Here is a 14,583-nt window from a genome sequence, read left to right as displayed (position 1 = left end):
TAGTGCAATTGGATTGACGACTATGACCCGCCGCCTCTCCCAACTACTCATTGGCCTCTTTCTCTACGGCCTGGGGATCGCGCTGATCGTGCGCGGCGAGATCGGCGTGGCCCCGTGGGACGTGCTCACCCAGGGCATCGACAGCCACACCCACCTGGGCTTCGGCCTGATCACGGTGCTGATGAGCGCCGTCGTGCTCCTGCTCTGGATCCCGATCCGGCAGAAGCCCGGCATCGGCACGGTACTGAACGCCCTGCTGGTCGGCCCCTCCGCGGACGTCGGCCTCTGGCTGATCCCGGCCGGCCAGGACCTCTGGCTGCGGGTGATCTTCTTCGCGGCCGGGCTGCTCGTGCTGGCGGTGGCGACCGGCCTCTATATCGGCGCGCACTTCGGCCCCGGCCCCCGCGACGGTCTGATGACGGGCCTGCACAGACGCACCGGCTGGCGGATCTGGGTGGTGCGAACCGGCATCGAGGTGGTTGTGCTGGGCATCGGCTGGCTGCTCGGCGGCAACGTCGGTGTGGGGACGGTGCTCTTCGCGGTGCTCGTCGGCCCGCTCTGCAACTGGACGATTCCGTTCTTCGCGATCAGGCGCCCCGCCCGTCCGGAGGTCACGCCCGCTCACCCCGGCCTCGATGAGGCGCTCGAAGGGTCAGCCGTCCCCTCCGCACCCTCGATCGACAGCCCCGCCAACTGAGCCCGCCACGACGGGTGCCGCCGCTCGTGCCGGCGCTTCCCGGTGGCCAATTCAGGAGATCCCGCCGCGCGTTCCCGCCGATCCGCGGAACGGTGCGGTGTCTGCAACGCCCTCGGGGCGGATCTCCTGAATTGGCCCCGGGAGGCGCGCCTCTCGGCGCGGTGCGCACGATCAGAACACGGTCAGGCGTGCAGTGCGCTCAGGCCGTTCCTCAGACAAAACACTCAGGTCGGCTCACGCGCAGAACCCGGCGATGGTGCCGGCCAGGATCTCGGTCAGCTGAAGCACGGATGCCTCCTCCGCCCACTCGGCGTCCGCGTGCGCCCCGCCGCCGGCCACGCCGAGCACCAGGCAGGGGATGCCGGCCTCGTGGAGGAGCCCGGCATCCGTCCAGAACGGTTCGCCCCGCGTCGCCGGGGGGTGCCCGAGCACCCGGTCGGCCTCGGCGCGGGCGAGCCGCACGATCGGCCACTCCGGATCGGCCTCGAACGCCGCACGCGCCACCAGCCGGATCAGGCGAAAACTGAAGCCCGCGGTGCGGCCGGCAATCGCCGCCAGGAGGTCGAGCAACTCGGCTTCCACGTCGATGGGTGTTTCGCCGGGAAGCGTGCGCCGCTCGATCGTGAGCGTGCAGGCCGCGGCGACGGTGGCGGCATCCGTGCCCCCGCTGATTTTCGCGACCCGCACCGTGCCGTGTCCGAGCAGCGGATGCCCCGGACCGGCCTCGATCTGCTCGCGCAGCTCGTCGAGGGCGCGGAGCACGAGGCCGGCGTGCGCGATCGCGTCGACGCCCCGCTCCGGCTGGGAGCCGTGCGCGGCCAGCCCGCTGAGCGAGAGCTCGAACCAGGCGAAGCCGCGGTGGGCGAGGGTCAGGCCGAGCTCGCTCGGTTCGGCCACGATCGCCGCGTCCGCCCGGAAGCCGCGCAGCACCTCCATCGTTCCGAGGCTGCCGAATTCCTCGTCGGCGACCAGGGTGACGATCACGTCACCGGACAGTCCGGTGACGGATGCCCGCGCGGCCGCGACGAGGATCGCCGCCACGCCGCCCTTCATGTCGAAGGCGCCGCGGCCGAGCACCCGGCCGCCGCGCCGCTCACCGGAGAACGGGTCGCCGCGGTAGCCCGTGACACCCACGGTGTCGAGGTGGCCGTTGAGCATGAGGGAACGCCCCCCGCCGGTCCCGCGGAAGATGCCGACGATCGAGGGCCGCACCGCACGTTCCTCGAGGCGGTGCACCTCGAAGCCGTGGCTCTCCAGCCAGCGCGCGCACCAGGCCGCGACCACCTCCTCCCCGGCAGCGCCGGGCACGAGATCGGGATTGACCGAGTCGATGCCGATGAGCCGCCGCATCACCGCGATCGGGTCGTCGTCTCCCCCGATCCCGGCCGCGCGCGGTTCGGCCCCGCTCTGCTCGTTGGTCACAGCACGAATCTACCGGCACGAATCCATCCGCGACCGACCCGATCTCAGAGCACGCTTCGGTACCATATGGCATGCGAAATGCGACGACTGCCGCGGCAACGGCCACTCCGCCGCTGGTCTCGTGGGGGCTGCTCCCCGCCGGACTGCTGTCGGCGTCGGCCGTTGTGCTCTTCGGGGTGCGTGCGGCCGTTCCCGGCTACGCGCTGCTGGTCGCTGCGCTGGCGCTGGCCTTCGTCGTGAACCGGGCGCTGTTCAAGGATCTCCTCCTGCTCGCGCTCGGCCTGCTGATCATCAGCACGATCTCGGTCGAGGCGAACATCGACTACCCGAATATGGCGCTGATGGGGACCGTGCTCGCCCTCGCGGTTCTCGTGCCCTATCTGATCTCGCGCTACGGCTACCGCGACCACGCGATCCGCTTCCCGATTCGCACCGGCCAGCGCTGGAGCACCCCCGAACGCTGGTACCTCGTCATCGTCGTGGGCCTCGGCTATGTCATCCTCCCGACCTATTTCATCCGATCGGGCGTCTACCAGAACTGGCCGGCCGTCACGGCGCCGGATGAGATCGCGCGACTCTTCGTGGGCGTGGGCTTCGTGGGCATCTGGGACGAACTCTTCTTCATCTGCGTTGCCTTCACCCTGCTCCGACGGCACTTCCCCGACTGGCAGGCAAACCTGCTCCAGGCGGTGATCTTCTGCTCGTTCCTCTGGGAACTCGGTTACCAGAGCTGGGGCCCCCTGATGACCTTTCCGTTCGCGCTGTTGCAGGGTTACACCTTCAAGCTCACCAGGTCGCTCACCTACGTCGTCTGCGTGCATCTGCTCTTCGACGTGGTGGTCTTCCTCGTGATCGTGCACGCTCACACTCGCGAGTGGCTGGCAATCTTCCCCTATTGACCGCACCGCCGGTGGTCGAGCCCGTCGAGACCGGTGCGCCCGCCGTGATTTCGACAGGCTCAATCACCGGTGGTCGAGCTTGTCGAGACCCGGTGGTCGAGCTTGTCGAGACCCGGTGGATGATCTCGACAAGCTCGATCACCGGCACGGTCGAGCCCGTCGAGACCCGGTGGTCGAGCCCGTCGAGACCGCATCCCAGGGGTTGCGCGCCGGACAAACGCGATATATCGTGAGTCTCAACAGACGCGATATATCGCGATACCGGATTTCGGCATCCGCCGGTCGGATGCCGCCCACAAAGGAGTACGCAATGGCACAGGAGAAATGGCTTGTCGCCCCCGGGCAGACCAAGGTGATCGACATCGAACTCGTCCGCAACCTCAAGGTCGGCATGATCGGCGGGAAGGTCGACGTGATCGGCCACGACGAAACCGACACCCGGGTCGAGGTGCACAGCGTGAGCGGCAAGGACCTCAAGATCTCGCTCGACGGCGACACCCTCGAGATCGACCACCCCCAGCTGCGCTGGGACAACTTCATCGAGGTGTTCGCCTCCTTCCGCGGCACCGCAAAGGCCGACGTCAGCATCATGGTGCCCCGCGACGTCACGCTGAAGTTGGGCGTGGTCAGCGCCGAGGCCCTCGTTTCCGGGCTGAGCGCCGGCGCCAGGCTGAGCACCGTCTCCGGCGACATCGTCGTCGACGGCGTCACCGGCGCCCTCGAGCTCAACGGAGTCAGCGGCGAGATGTCCGTCGGCAACCACGAGGGCCGCATCTCCGCGCACACCGTCACCGGCGACATCACCGCGAGCGGCAGGATCCCGCGCTTCGGCGCCGACGGGGTCAGCGGGAACGTATTCCTCGACATCGAGGGAGTCCCCGACGCGATCGACACCAACACGGTCAGCGGAAACCTGACCGCACGGCTTGACGCCGAAGTGGCTACGAGCTATCACCTCAACACCGTCTCCGGCACGCTCCAACTCGACGACCAGACGATGAAAGGCGTTTTCGGCAAGGGTTACGAGGGCAGCAGCGGCGACCTCTCCGGCAACTGGCTGGAATTGCACGCCAATTCGGTGTCCGGAGACGTGTCGATCGTGCGGCGCGCCCCGGCCTCGGCCCATGCGGCCCCGTCGGCAGCGGATGCCGCGTCGAGTGCCACGGATCCCTCCGGCCCCGCCGACCCGGCAACGGGGGCGTCGGCATGACTCCCGTCTTCGCGCACGGCAGCCTCCGCCTCTATCTGCTCAGCCTGCTCGCCGAGCAGCCGCGCCACGGCTACGAGCTGATCCAGGCCCTCAGCGATCGATTCGGCGGCACCTACATCCCGAGCGCCGGAACGATCTACCCGCGGCTGGCCAAACTCGAGGACGAGGGACTGGTCACCAAATCGACGGACGGCCGCAAGACCGTCTACGAGATCACCGACGCCGGCCGCGAGGAGCTTCTGGCTCGGGAGGGGGACCTGGATGCCATCGAAACCGAGGTGTCCGACTCGGTGCGTCGCCTGGCGGACGAGGTTCGCTTCAGCGTCACCGAGGCGATGAAGAGCCTGCGCGCCGACCTCGCCTCCGCCAAACGTCAGGCCAGGGAGGACGTCCCCGCGCAGTCCTCCGGCACCGCCGCCGAGCCAGGGGCCGCCATTCGACTGGAGTCGAACCGGGCCTTGCACGAGGCCGACCTCGTGCTCAATGAGTTCCGTCAGCAGTTGCGCGCCGACCTGCGCCGACGGGCCGCCGTGGCCCGCGTGCCGGCCGCCACGGTGCCGGAGTTGCGTCGCAGGCTTGACGAGGTGCGCGCGGGCATCCTCGCCTCGATCGGCCACTGACGGCCGACGGCCAGAAGGGAGCCGCCCGGAGGTCGAGGCGCCCGGAGGTCGAGCTGGTCGAGACCCTGATTTCGACAGGCTCAATCACCGGTGGACAGGCTCAACCCCCGGTGGTCGAGCCTGTCGAGACCCCCGGTGGTCGAGCCTGTCGAGACCCCCGGTGGTCGAGCCTGTCGAGACCCGCCCGATCAGACCGTTCGCTCGGCGACCTGCTCCGGGGTGGGGTGGTAGACCTGCGTGCGCTCCCCCGAGCGGTCGATCTCGTGCAGGGTCATCGGCTCTGAGCAGATCGGGCAGCGCGCCTCGGACTTCGCCGCAGCCTCGTCCGTCGCCGTCACCGTCGTGTACGGGCCGAGGGGCGGCGGGCCGATCCACGGAAGCAGAGTGCGGTTCAGCCAGCCGACGACGCCGACCAGGCCGCTGCCGTCTCGTTCCCCTTTACTAGCATGTGTCATAATCATTAGTGTACTAATCAAATCTGCGAAAGCGAGCGGCGCTGCACATGACCGAGGACGCCCCCGACCTGCTCCGCCTGGAAGACCAGGTCTGCTTCGCGCTCGCGATCGCATCCCGCAGCGTCATCGGCGTCTACCGCCCCATCCTCGAGCCCCACGGCCTCACCCACCCGCAATACCTGGTCATGCTGGCCCTCTGGGGTCGCAGCCCGCGCTCGGTCAAGGACCTGGCCGCCGAGCTGCGCCTCGAACCGGCCACCCTCTCGCCACTGCTCAAACGGCTCGAGTCGACGGGGCTGGTCACCCGCACGCGCAACGATCGTGACGAGCGGATGCTCGACGTCGCGCTGGCCGAGGACGGCCTTCGACTCCGCGAGGAGGCCCAGACCATCCCGCCGCGCATCATCGACAAGCTGGGGATGGACTTCGAGGACCTCGAGGCCCTGCGGCGCTCGCTCTGGCGCGTGATCGAGGCCACGCGCTCCGGGTAGGGACGCGGCCCGGGCCTATCCGGGCGCCATCGCGACACGCGAACGCCACGCCGCATCCGGGGCAACCTCCCACAGATTTGACAGCGGTGTGCAAGGGAGTAGTGTCGTCCCTCGTGACTCCAGAGGGAACCGGCCCCGCGCCAGAAACACGATCGCCCAAGCGATGGATCATCGGCGACCCGCTCTCGACCGAGCACCTCGAGGGCCAGCTGCTGCCCAAGCACCTTGCCCTGCCGATCTTCGCCAGCGACCCGCTCTCGAGCGTGGCCTACGCGCCGCAAGAGCTCCTGATGATCCTCACCCTCGGCGGCCTCGCGTTCCTGAGCTTCGCGCCGGGGGTCGCGGCCGTCGTCGTTCTCCTCCTGGTCGTGGTGGTCGCGTCCTACCGCCAGCTGATCAAGGCGTACCCCTCCGGCGGCGGTGACTACGAGGTCGCCTCGAAGAACCTCGGTGAGAAGGCCGGGCTACTCGTGGCCTCCGCCCTGCTCGTCGACTACGTGATGACCGTGGTGGTCTCGGTGGCCAGCGGCGTGGACAACATCATCTCCGCCCTCCCTGGGCTGGCCCCGTTCCGGGTCGAAATCGCCGTCGTCTTCGTGATCCTGCTCGCCGCGGTCAACCTGCGCGGTGTCGCGGAGTCGAGCAAGGCCTTCGCCATTCCCACCTATCTCTTCATCGCGAGCGTCTTCCTGCTCGTGGTCGTCGGTCTCACCCGGGTCGCCCTCGGCGACGCGCCCGTCGCCGAGTCGGCGGGGTTCGACGTGCAGGCCGAGAACCTGGCCCAGTCCGCCTTCATCCTGCTGCTGCTGCGCTCCTTCGCCAGCGGGTGCAGTGCCCTCACCGGCGTGGAGGCGATCGCCAACGGAGTTCCCGCGTTCAAGCATCCGAAGGTCAAGAACGCGCAGCGCACCCTGGTGCTGATGGGCGGCATCGCCATCGTCATGTTCATCGGCCTCACCACCCTCGCGCTGATCGCGAAGGTGCACTACGCGGAGAATCCCTGCGACCTGATCGGGTGGACGGAATGCGCCACCTCGCCCCAGCGCAGCCTGATCGCCCAGATCGCCGCGGCCACCTTCGGCAACAACTCGATCATGTTCTTCGTGCTGCAGGCCGCGACCGCCGCCGTGCTGCTCCTGGCGGCGAACACCGCGTTCAACGGATTCCCGCTGCTCGGCTCCGTGCTAGCCAAGGATTCCTACGCTCCGAAGTCGCTCAGCACCCGCGGCGACCGCCTGATCTACTCGAACGGCGTGCTGCTCCTGGCTCTGTTCGCCTGCGTGATCATGATCGTCTACCAGGCGAATCTGACGGTGTTGATCCAGCTCTACATCATCGGCGTCTTCGTGTCGTTCACGCTCGGCCAGACCGGCATGGTCAGGCACTGGCTCAAGCTGCTCAAGAAGAACCCGCCGAACCGCGGTTCGATCATCATGAGCCTGTCGATCAACGGCTTCGGCGCGGCGCTCACCGGCGTGGTGCTCATCGTCGTGACCATCACCAAGTTCACCCACGGCGCCTGGCTGGTCTTCGTGATGATGCCCGTGCTCTTCACTCTGATGCTCGGAGTGAACCGGTACTACCGGGATGTGGCCAAGGAGATTGAAGTCGACCCGGAGACCACCTTCGGCTCCCAGGGCGACCACGCCATCGTTCTCGTCGGCAAGATGCAGAAGCCCGTGCTCAAGGCGCTCGACTACGCGATCGCCGCCCGCCACGAGGGCATCGAGGCCGTGCACATCTCGATCGACGAGGAAGAGACCAAGCAGCTCAAGCGCGACTGGGTCAGGCAGAACATCCAGGTTCCGCTGCGGATCGTTCAGTCGCCCTACCGCGACATCAGCTGGCCCCTGATCAGCTATATCAAGGACCGTCGCGAAGACCACGGCTCCGAGGTCATCACCGTCTACACGCCGATCTATATCGTCGGCCACTGGTGGGAGAGCCTGCTCCACAACCACAAGGCCCGGCGCCTTCGCCAGAAGCTCATGCTCGTGCACGGTGTCACCATCGCGCTCGTGCCGTGGCTGCTCGACTCCTCCGAACTCATCTACGGCCGCCGGTCCCGGCCGATCCCCGGGCAGGACCGTCGCGGCGAGCCCGTGCGTCCCCGTCCGGTCCCGCGCAAGCCGCTCGCCCCCGCGACCAAGGAGATCCCCGTGCGGGCGACGCCGACGGTCGGCGTCACCCCGCCGCAGTCCCGGCCGTCCGCCGCGCGACGCCGCAAGCGCAAGTAGCCGGTGCGGCTCGCACCGGCCGTCTTCCTGGGCGGCACCGTCGGCACGGCCCTTCGCCTCGCAACCGACCAGGCGCTGCCGCACTCCGCCGACCAGTTCCCCGTCAGCACCCTCGTCGTCAACGCGATCGGCGCGTTCGTGCTCGGCTGGCTGGTCGCCGGGCTCTGGACCCGCCCTGCGGTGCCGCAGTGGCTCAAGGCGACGCTCGGCCCCGGCCTGCTCGGTTCGTTCACGACCTTCTCCGCGGTCATGGTCTCCCTGGTCGGCCTGGTCTCCGCCGATTTCCGGGCGCTGGCAGCGGCCTACCTTGCGGCCACACTCGTGCTCGGCTTCGCGGCCGCCGCGCTCGGGCTGTGGCTGGGCACCCGGCTCGCCCACCGGCCGGCCGGCCCCGCGGCGACGGATGCCGGGGGCACCCCGTGAGCGCCGTCCTGGTCGTCGCCGTGCTGGCCTGCGGCGGTGCGGCAGCGGTCATCCGTTACCTGGTCTCGCGCACGCTCCCGCTCGGTCCCGGCGGCCTGCCGCTCGGCGTGCTCGTGGTGAATGTGGTCGGGTCGCTCATCGGCGGGGTGACGCTCGGGCTCGTCGAACGCGCCGCGATCGGGGACGACGTGCGCGTGGTCGTGCTCACGGGCGTCTGCGGCGGACTGACCACCTTCAGCACCTGGAGCGTCGAGACCGTCGAGCTGATGCTGAAGGGACGCTGGCGGGCGGGGCTGGTCGGCCTGGTCGGCAACCTCGTGCTCGGGCTCGCCGTGTGCGCCGGGGGATACCTGCTCGCCCGGTAGCGACTCGTCCCGGCCGTCGTTCCTTGCCCCTGCTNCTTGCCCCTGCTAGAGCAGCGCGACGACCTGGCGAGCGATCACCCGGCCTGCCCCTGCTAGAGCAGCGCGACGACCTGGCGAGCGATCACCCGGCCTGCCCCTGCTAGAGCAGCGCGACGACCTGGCGAGCGATCACCCGGCCTGCCCTGTGGGCGCCGACCGTGCTCGCCTGCGGCCCGTAGCCGGCCAGGAAGATGCGGGGGTCGGTCCAGGATGCCCCTGCGCCGACGGAGATTCCGCCGGCCTTCTCCCGCAGCCTGAGCGCGGAGAGGTGGCGCAGTTCGGGCCGGAACCCGGATGCCCAGATGATCGCGTCGGCGTCGGTGAACGTGCCGTCCGTCCAGCGCACCCCAGCCGGTTCGATGGCCGCGAACATCGGCCGGGACACGAGCAGTCCGCGGTCGATCCCGGCGGCGATCCGGCGGCTCACCGGAACGCCGGTGCCGCTGACGATGCTCGGCAGGGCGCGCCCGGCCCGGGCGGCCTCGTCCTGCGCGGCGACCGCGGTCGAGGCCCCCTCGAGGTCGAGCCGTTCGGTGTGGCTCCAGTCGATCGGGCGCCGCGCCGCCCAGCTGAGCTCGGCCGCGACGCCCTCGAGCTCGAGGAGGAAACCGATCGCGCTCGTTCCGCCGCCGACGACCACGACGCGCTGACCGGCGAACTCCTCGGCCGAGACATAGCCGGCGGTATGCAGCTGCCGCCCGGCGAAGCGCTCGGCCCCTGGGTAGTGCGGCACGAACGGGGAGCCCCAGGTGCCCGTGGCGTTGACAAGGAGGCGCGCCGCAGTGTCCCGGCTGCCGAAGCTCGGCGAAGTGGTCGACACCACAAGGTCTGCCCGGTGGTTGGAAACGGATCGCACGGTGACCGGGCGCACGACCTTCAGTCCGAAGTGTTCCTCGTACCGGCGGTAGTAGTCCGCCACGACCTCCCGAGCGGGAAGCGAGCGGTCGGCGCTGTCGAAACTGAGGCCGAGTTCGCCCATCCCGGGCAGATCGTTGACCCGGTGTGCCGTGCCGAGACGCAGGGACCGCCAGCGATGTTGCCAGGCTCCGCCGGCATCCGGACCGCGGTCGAAGATCACGAAGTCGCGACCGGGGCTAAGCTCGAACTTGCGCAGGTAGTAGGCCACCGAAAGGCCGGCTTGACCGGCGCCGACGATGACAACGGGTACCGTCGCCTCGTTCGCCATCACACCTCATTTCAGCAGGGTGGCCTGTGAACCGCGTCAGCGGGGGTTCAGGCCCATCATGCTAAACTAGCGGCTAGTTTTCACCATTCCGTTCGGCAACTCCCCGGGTGACTCATTCCTCACCCGGCCTGGCATCGTTAGGGGGTCACGCATGGGGCGCGGCCGTCAAAAAGCAAAGCACACCAAGGTTGCCCGTGAGCTGAAGTATTTCAGCCCGGACACCAACTACAACGCGCTCGAACGCGAGCTCACGGGGCATCCCGTCGAAGACCCGCGTCTCGACGAGGACCTCGCGAAGTGGCCGGAATACGAGGCGTCGAAGCCTGGCAAGGGCGACGAAGACGACGAGCAATACGTCGACACCTACGCGACGGAAGACGAGCAGCGCAGGGCCTGACGGCTCCAGGCGCACCCGTCACCCGCCGCCGAGATCTACCCTTCCGGTCGAGACCGCCCCGCGCACCGTGCGGTTTGGACCGAAAAGGTAGATCTCGGCGAGCGTGTCAGGCGCGCGACTGCGTCAGGCCGAGCGAGCGCGTCAGCCCGCGTAGGTTCCGACCAGGCGCACGGCGCCGCCGTTGACGCCCTTGGCGCCCTGTTCGAAGCCTGACAGGTCGTGAGCCGCGGTCGAAACCCGGCCGGCCACCCAGGCGGGGATGCCGTCGGCGGCCAGGCGTGCGATCACGGATGACGCGGAGCCGGCCGCGACGACGGCGAACATGCCGACGCCCAGGTTCCAGGTTCCCTCCGAGCTCTCCAGGGAGGAGCCGGCCATGTCGCTGAGCACCCGGAAGACGGGCGAGGGCGACCAGGTGGACCGGTCAACCTCGACCCAGGAGCCGAGCGGCAGCACGCGGGCGAGGTTCGCCGCGATCCCGCCGCCGGTGACGTGGCTGAGCGAGTGCACCGCCCCCGCGAGCTCGGGGTCGGCCAGCACGCTGAGCAGCGGGCCGGTGTAGAGCCGGGTCGGGGTGAGCAGCACCTCGCCGACCACCCCGCCGAGCTCGGCGGACGTGTCGGTGTAGCCGATGCCGCGCTGGGCGAGGATGTGGCGCACGAGCGAGTAGCCGTTGGAGTGGAGCCCCGAGGACGCGAGCGCGATGACCACGTCACCTGGCGTCACCCGTTCGGCGCCGAGGACCTGATCGGCCTCGACCACTCCGGTGGCCGCGCCGGCGACGTCATAGTCGTCGGGGCCGAGCAGGCCGGGGTGCTCGGCGGTCTCGCCGCCGACGAGGGCGGTTCCGGTTTCGGAGCAGGCCCGGGCGATGCCGGCGACGATGTCCGCGATGCGCTCGGGGACCACCTTCCCGCAGGCGATGTAGTCGGTCATGAACAAGGGGCGGGCGCCCACCACGACGATGTCGTCGACGACCATGCCGACCAGGTCCTGGCCGATGGTGTCGTGCTTGTCGATGGCCTGGGCGATCGCGACCTTGGTGCCCACGCCATCCGTCGACGTCGCCAGCAGCGGACGGCGATAGGAGGTGAGGAACGACACGTCGTAGAGCCCGGCGAAGCCGCCGAACCCGCCGAGCACCTCAGTGCCGTGGGTCTTGGAGACGGCGGCCTTCATCAGGGAGACGGCGAGGTCGCCGGCCGCGGTGTCCACTCCGGCCGCAGCGTATGACGCGTTGCTCATTCTTGTCTTCCTGGGTCGCCGATCGGGAACGGTCCCGGCTTTGCGGGGATGCCACCCTGGATCGCTGGCTGTCCGGCCGGTGCGCCGGGGCGGCGCGCGGCGGCGTCGAGCAGAGGTTCGTATTCCGCGTCGGGTCCGGGGTCGCAGCCGTCGGAACCGGTCGGGCGTTCCAACAGGTTCTTGCCCAGGTGCAGCGCGTCGGGCAGCGGGATCGGGTAGACCCCGGTGAAGCACGCGGTGCAGAGCTTTTCGCGCGGCTGCTCGGTGGCGGCGATCATGCCCTCCGGGGAGAGGTAGCCGAGCGAGTCGGCGCCGATGGCCTGGCGCACCTCGTCGACGCCGAGGCCGGTCGCGATGAGTTCGGCCCGGGAGGCGAAGTCGATGCCGTAGAAGCAGGGCCAGGTGATCGGCGGGCTCGAGATGCGCACGTGCACCTCGGCGGCGCCGGCCTCCCGCAGCATGCTGACGAGGGCTCGCTGGGTGTTGCCGCGCACAATCGAGTCGTCGACGACGACGAGTCGCTTGCCCTTGATCACGGCCTTGAGCGGGTTTAGCTTGAGCTTGATCCCGCGCTGGCGGATGGTCTCCGACGGCTGGATGAAGGTGCGGCCGACATACGAGTTCTTGACCAGTCCCTGGCCGAACGGGATGCCGGATGCCTGCGCGTAGCCGATCGCGGCCGGTGTGCCGGACTCGGGGGTCGGGATGACGAGGTCGGCCTCGACCGGGTACTCCGCGGCGAGGCGGCGGCCCATGTCGACCCGCGCCTCGTGCACGCCCCGGCCGGCGATGGTGGTGTCGGGCCGGGCCAGGTAGACGTATTCGAAGACGCAACCGGCCGGCTTGGACTCGGCGAACCGCTGGGAGCGAAGGCCGTCCTCGTCGATGATGAGCAGTTCACCCGGTTCGACCTCGCGCACGAAGCTGGCGCCGACGATGTCGAGGGCTGCGGTCTCCGACGCGACGACCCAGCCGCGTTCGAGGCGTCCGAGCACCAGCGGACGCACGCCCTGCGGGTCGCGGGCCGCGTAGAGCGTGGTCTCGTCCATGAAGACGAGGCAGTATGCGCCGCGCAGCCGCGGCAGCACCTCGAGCGCCGTGGCCTCGAGGGTGTGGTCGAGGTCGCCGGTGAACAACGCGGTGATCACGGCGGTGTCGGTGGTGTTGCCGCGGGCGAGTTCGCCCTCCACATTCGGGTAGCGCTCGTGCACAAGCTGAAGGAGCTCGGCGGTGTTGGTGAGGTTGCCGTTGTGGCCGAGGGCCACGGTGCCGCCGGAGGTGCGCCCGAGGGTGGGCTGGGCGTTCTGCCAGCTCGAGGAGCCGGTGGTCGAATAGCGGGTGTGGCCGACCGCGATGTGGCCGAGGAGAGTGCTCAGCGCTGCCTCGTTGAAGACCTGCGCGACGAGGCCCATGTCCTTGTAGATCAGGATCTTGGAGCCGTCGCTCGTGGCGATTCCGGCCGATTCCTGGCCTCGGTGCTGCAGGGCGTAGAGGCCGAAGTAGCTGAGCTTGGCCACCTCCTCGCCTGGGGCCCAGACGCCGAAGACGCCGCAGGCATCCTGCGGCCCCTTCTCGCCCGGGAGAAGGTCATGACCTAGAAGTCCGTCGCCACCAGCCAAATCGAAGCCTCTTAACTATCTTTACTCTGAGTTGTCGCTGGAATTCGGGGAACCGGCTGGAGAATCCGGAGCATCCAGGCCGCTCGGCCCGTAGGCGCCAAGTCTATCGACGACGACCGTGGCGGCCGAGCGGCCGGTGACCCGGTCGATGACCATGGCGGCAACGGCGCCAATGGCGACGCCCGCCACGACCCCGGCCAGCAGCAGGAATCCGAAGACCTGGCTGGGCGCGAACTCCGCATTCGCCGGGAAGACGACGGTGAGCAGGAGGGCGAGGAGGGCGCCGACGACGGCGCCGAGGATCATGAAGTTGAGGTAGCGCGGCGAGCGCCGCACGCTGACCCTGGCCTGGCCGACGAGGGTCACCCCTTCGCCGGACTCCGGGACCTGCTGTTCGGGTTGCTCGGCTGAACTCACCCGTCTATTCTCGCATGCGCGTCGGGGGCATCGGCTGTGCGTTTCCCGGTCGCTGGCAGACTGGTCGGATGAACAGGATTGCGGTGCTCGGAAGCGCGAACATGGACCTCGTCGTGCGGCAGCCCCGCCCGGCGAACCCCGGCGAGACAATCATCGGCTCCGGTTTCCTGACCGTGCCGGGCGGCACTGGCCTGAACCAGGCGGTCGCCGCGGCCAGGCTGGGCGCCTCGGTCGACTTCCTCGGCGCGGTCGGAACGGATGCCTACGGCTCGGAGCTGCGCGCCCTGCTGACCGGGGAGGGCATCCGCACGGCGGGTCTCGCCACGGTGCCCGGCGCAACGGGGACCGCGCACGTCGCCGTCGTGGATTCCGGCGAGAACTCGATCGTCGTCGTGCCGGGTGCCAACGCCACGGTGACCGGGCTGTCCCCCGCGCAGCGGGAGACGATCGCGGGAGCGTCCCATCTCCTGCTGCAGTGTGAGCTGCCGGTTTCGGTGCTCGTCGAGGGTGTCGCGTCCGCCCGGGCGGCCGGGGTGTTCATCGTGTTCACGCCTGCTCCGGTCGTACCGCTGCCGGACGGGTTCCTCGCCGGGGTAGACCTGATCGTGCCCAACCGCCTGGAATCCGCCGCGCTCACGGGCGAGAGCGACCCGGTGCGCGCGGCCGAGGTGCTGAGCGCCGGCGGCACCTGGGCCATCGTCACCCTCGGTGCGGAGGGCTGCGTCGTCGCCTTCGACGGGAGCGTGCTCGGGCTCGCCCCCGCACGCCCGGTCCGGGAGGTCGACACGACCGCCGCCGGGGACACGTTCGTCGGCGCGCTCGTCGCGCGGCTGGCGGCCGGTCCGGGCCGCGCCCTTGGCG

General features: G+C 69.4%; 16 protein-coding genes. 10 read left to right on the top strand and 6 right to left on the bottom strand.

Features of this window, described 5'->3' with window-relative positions; all coding sequences use genetic code 11:
• Positions 1–22: 22 nt before the first annotated feature.
• A complete protein-coding gene (gene yczE / locus E3T48_RS05130) occupies positions 23–697 on the top strand; it encodes a membrane protein YczE (protein ID WP_134522754.1) in 675 nt (224 codons plus the stop codon).
• 234 nt (positions 698–931) lie between these two features.
• On the opposite strand, the gene E3T48_RS05125 is transcribed toward yczE, so the two are convergent.
• Complete coding sequence (locus tag E3T48_RS05125; protein WP_241986663.1) at positions 932–2,119, bottom strand: M20/M25/M40 family metallo-hydrolase; 1,188 nt, start codon at positions 2,117–2,119, stop codon at positions 932–934.
• Between the two features lie 71 nt (positions 2,120–2,190).
• Between E3T48_RS05125 and E3T48_RS05120 the strand changes: the two genes are divergently transcribed.
• From E3T48_RS05120 to E3T48_RS05110, 3 genes are all read left to right on the top strand, one after another.
• Complete coding sequence (locus tag E3T48_RS05120; RefSeq protein WP_134522753.1) at positions 2,191–3,018, top strand: CPBP family intramembrane glutamic endopeptidase; 828 nt, start codon at positions 2,191–2,193, stop codon at positions 3,016–3,018.
• Between the two features lie 310 nt (positions 3,019–3,328).
• Positions 3,329–4,228: a DUF4097 family beta strand repeat-containing protein gene (locus E3T48_RS05115; protein ID WP_134522752.1), complete on the top strand. Its 900-nt coding sequence runs from the start codon at positions 3,329–3,331 to the stop codon at positions 4,226–4,228.
• The gene (locus E3T48_RS05110) at positions 4,225–4,848 is read left to right on the top strand and encodes a PadR family transcriptional regulator (RefSeq protein ID WP_134522751.1); all 624 of its coding nucleotides are present in this window, start codon (positions 4,225–4,227) and stop codon (positions 4,846–4,848) included. The genes E3T48_RS05115 and E3T48_RS05110 overlap by 4 nt, the downstream gene beginning before the upstream one ends.
• 188 nt (positions 4,849–5,036) lie before the next feature.
• On the opposite strand, the gene E3T48_RS05105 is transcribed toward E3T48_RS05110, so the two are convergent.
• On the bottom strand, positions 5,037–5,303 hold the full coding sequence (locus E3T48_RS05105) for a hypothetical protein (RefSeq protein ID WP_134522750.1): 267 nt from the start codon (positions 5,301–5,303) through the stop codon (positions 5,037–5,039).
• Positions 5,304–5,350: 47 nt separating this feature from the next.
• Between E3T48_RS05105 and E3T48_RS05100 the strand changes: the two genes are divergently transcribed.
• The 4 genes from E3T48_RS05100 (at position 5,351) to crcB (ending at position 8,819) form a co-directional block, all read left to right on the top strand.
• Positions 5,351–5,794, top strand: coding sequence for a MarR family winged helix-turn-helix transcriptional regulator (locus tag E3T48_RS05100; RefSeq protein WP_134522749.1), 444 nt, complete (start codon positions 5,351–5,353; stop codon positions 5,792–5,794).
• Positions 5,795–5,907: 113 nt separating this feature from the next.
• A complete protein-coding gene (locus tag E3T48_RS05095) occupies positions 5,908–8,031 on the top strand; it encodes an APC family permease (protein ID WP_134522770.1) in 2,124 nt (707 codons plus the stop codon).
• A 3-nt stretch (positions 8,032–8,034) separates the two neighbouring features.
• Positions 8,035–8,454, top strand: coding sequence for a fluoride efflux transporter FluC (locus E3T48_RS05090; RefSeq protein ID WP_134522748.1), 420 nt, complete (start codon positions 8,035–8,037; stop codon positions 8,452–8,454).
• A complete protein-coding gene (gene crcB / locus E3T48_RS05085; protein ID WP_166789641.1) occupies positions 8,451–8,819 on the top strand; it encodes a fluoride efflux transporter CrcB in 369 nt (122 codons plus the stop codon). Before E3T48_RS05090 ends, crcB begins: the two co-directional genes overlap by 4 nt.
• Before the next feature lie 139 nt (positions 8,820–8,958).
• On the opposite strand, the gene E3T48_RS05080 is transcribed toward crcB, so the two are convergent.
• Entirely contained in the window at positions 8,959–10,044 is a 1,086-nt protein-coding gene (locus E3T48_RS05080) for an NAD(P)-binding domain-containing protein (protein WP_134522746.1), read from the bottom strand.
• Between the two features lie 151 nt (positions 10,045–10,195).
• Here E3T48_RS05080 and E3T48_RS05075 point away from each other — a divergent pair, with 151 nt between their 5' ends.
• Positions 10,196–10,441: a DUF3073 domain-containing protein gene (locus E3T48_RS05075; RefSeq protein ID WP_134522745.1), complete on the top strand. Its 246-nt coding sequence runs from the start codon at positions 10,196–10,198 to the stop codon at positions 10,439–10,441.
• Positions 10,442–10,582: 141 nt separating this feature from the next.
• On the opposite strand, the gene purM is transcribed toward E3T48_RS05075, so the two are convergent.
• From purM to E3T48_RS05060, 3 genes are read right to left on the bottom strand one after another with little or no spacing between them, the layout of a single operon-like run.
• A complete protein-coding gene (gene purM / locus E3T48_RS05070) occupies positions 10,583–11,686 on the bottom strand; it encodes a phosphoribosylformylglycinamidine cyclo-ligase (protein ID WP_134522744.1) in 1,104 nt (367 codons plus the stop codon).
• On the bottom strand, positions 11,683–13,305 hold the full coding sequence (purF, locus tag E3T48_RS05065; protein WP_241986662.1) for an amidophosphoribosyltransferase: 1,623 nt from the start codon (positions 13,303–13,305) through the stop codon (positions 11,683–11,685). The genes purM and purF overlap by 4 nt, the downstream gene beginning before the upstream one ends.
• A 21-nt stretch (positions 13,306–13,326) precedes the next feature.
• Positions 13,327–13,722: a hypothetical protein gene (locus E3T48_RS05060; protein WP_134522743.1), complete on the bottom strand. Its 396-nt coding sequence runs from the start codon at positions 13,720–13,722 to the stop codon at positions 13,327–13,329.
• Between the two features lie 68 nt (positions 13,723–13,790).
• On the opposite strand from E3T48_RS05060, the gene E3T48_RS05055 reads away from it, so the two are divergent.
• Positions 13,791–14,583 (top strand): ribokinase (locus tag E3T48_RS05055; protein WP_166789640.1); only part of this gene is annotated, 793 nt, incomplete at its 3' end.

It is taken from the genome of Cryobacterium fucosi, from assembly GCF_004403515.1.
In the GTDB taxonomy this organism is placed as follows: Bacteria; Actinomycetota; Actinomycetes; order Actinomycetales; family Microbacteriaceae; genus Cryobacterium; species Cryobacterium fucosi.
This window is presented reverse-complemented; position numbering and strand designations above follow the sequence as displayed.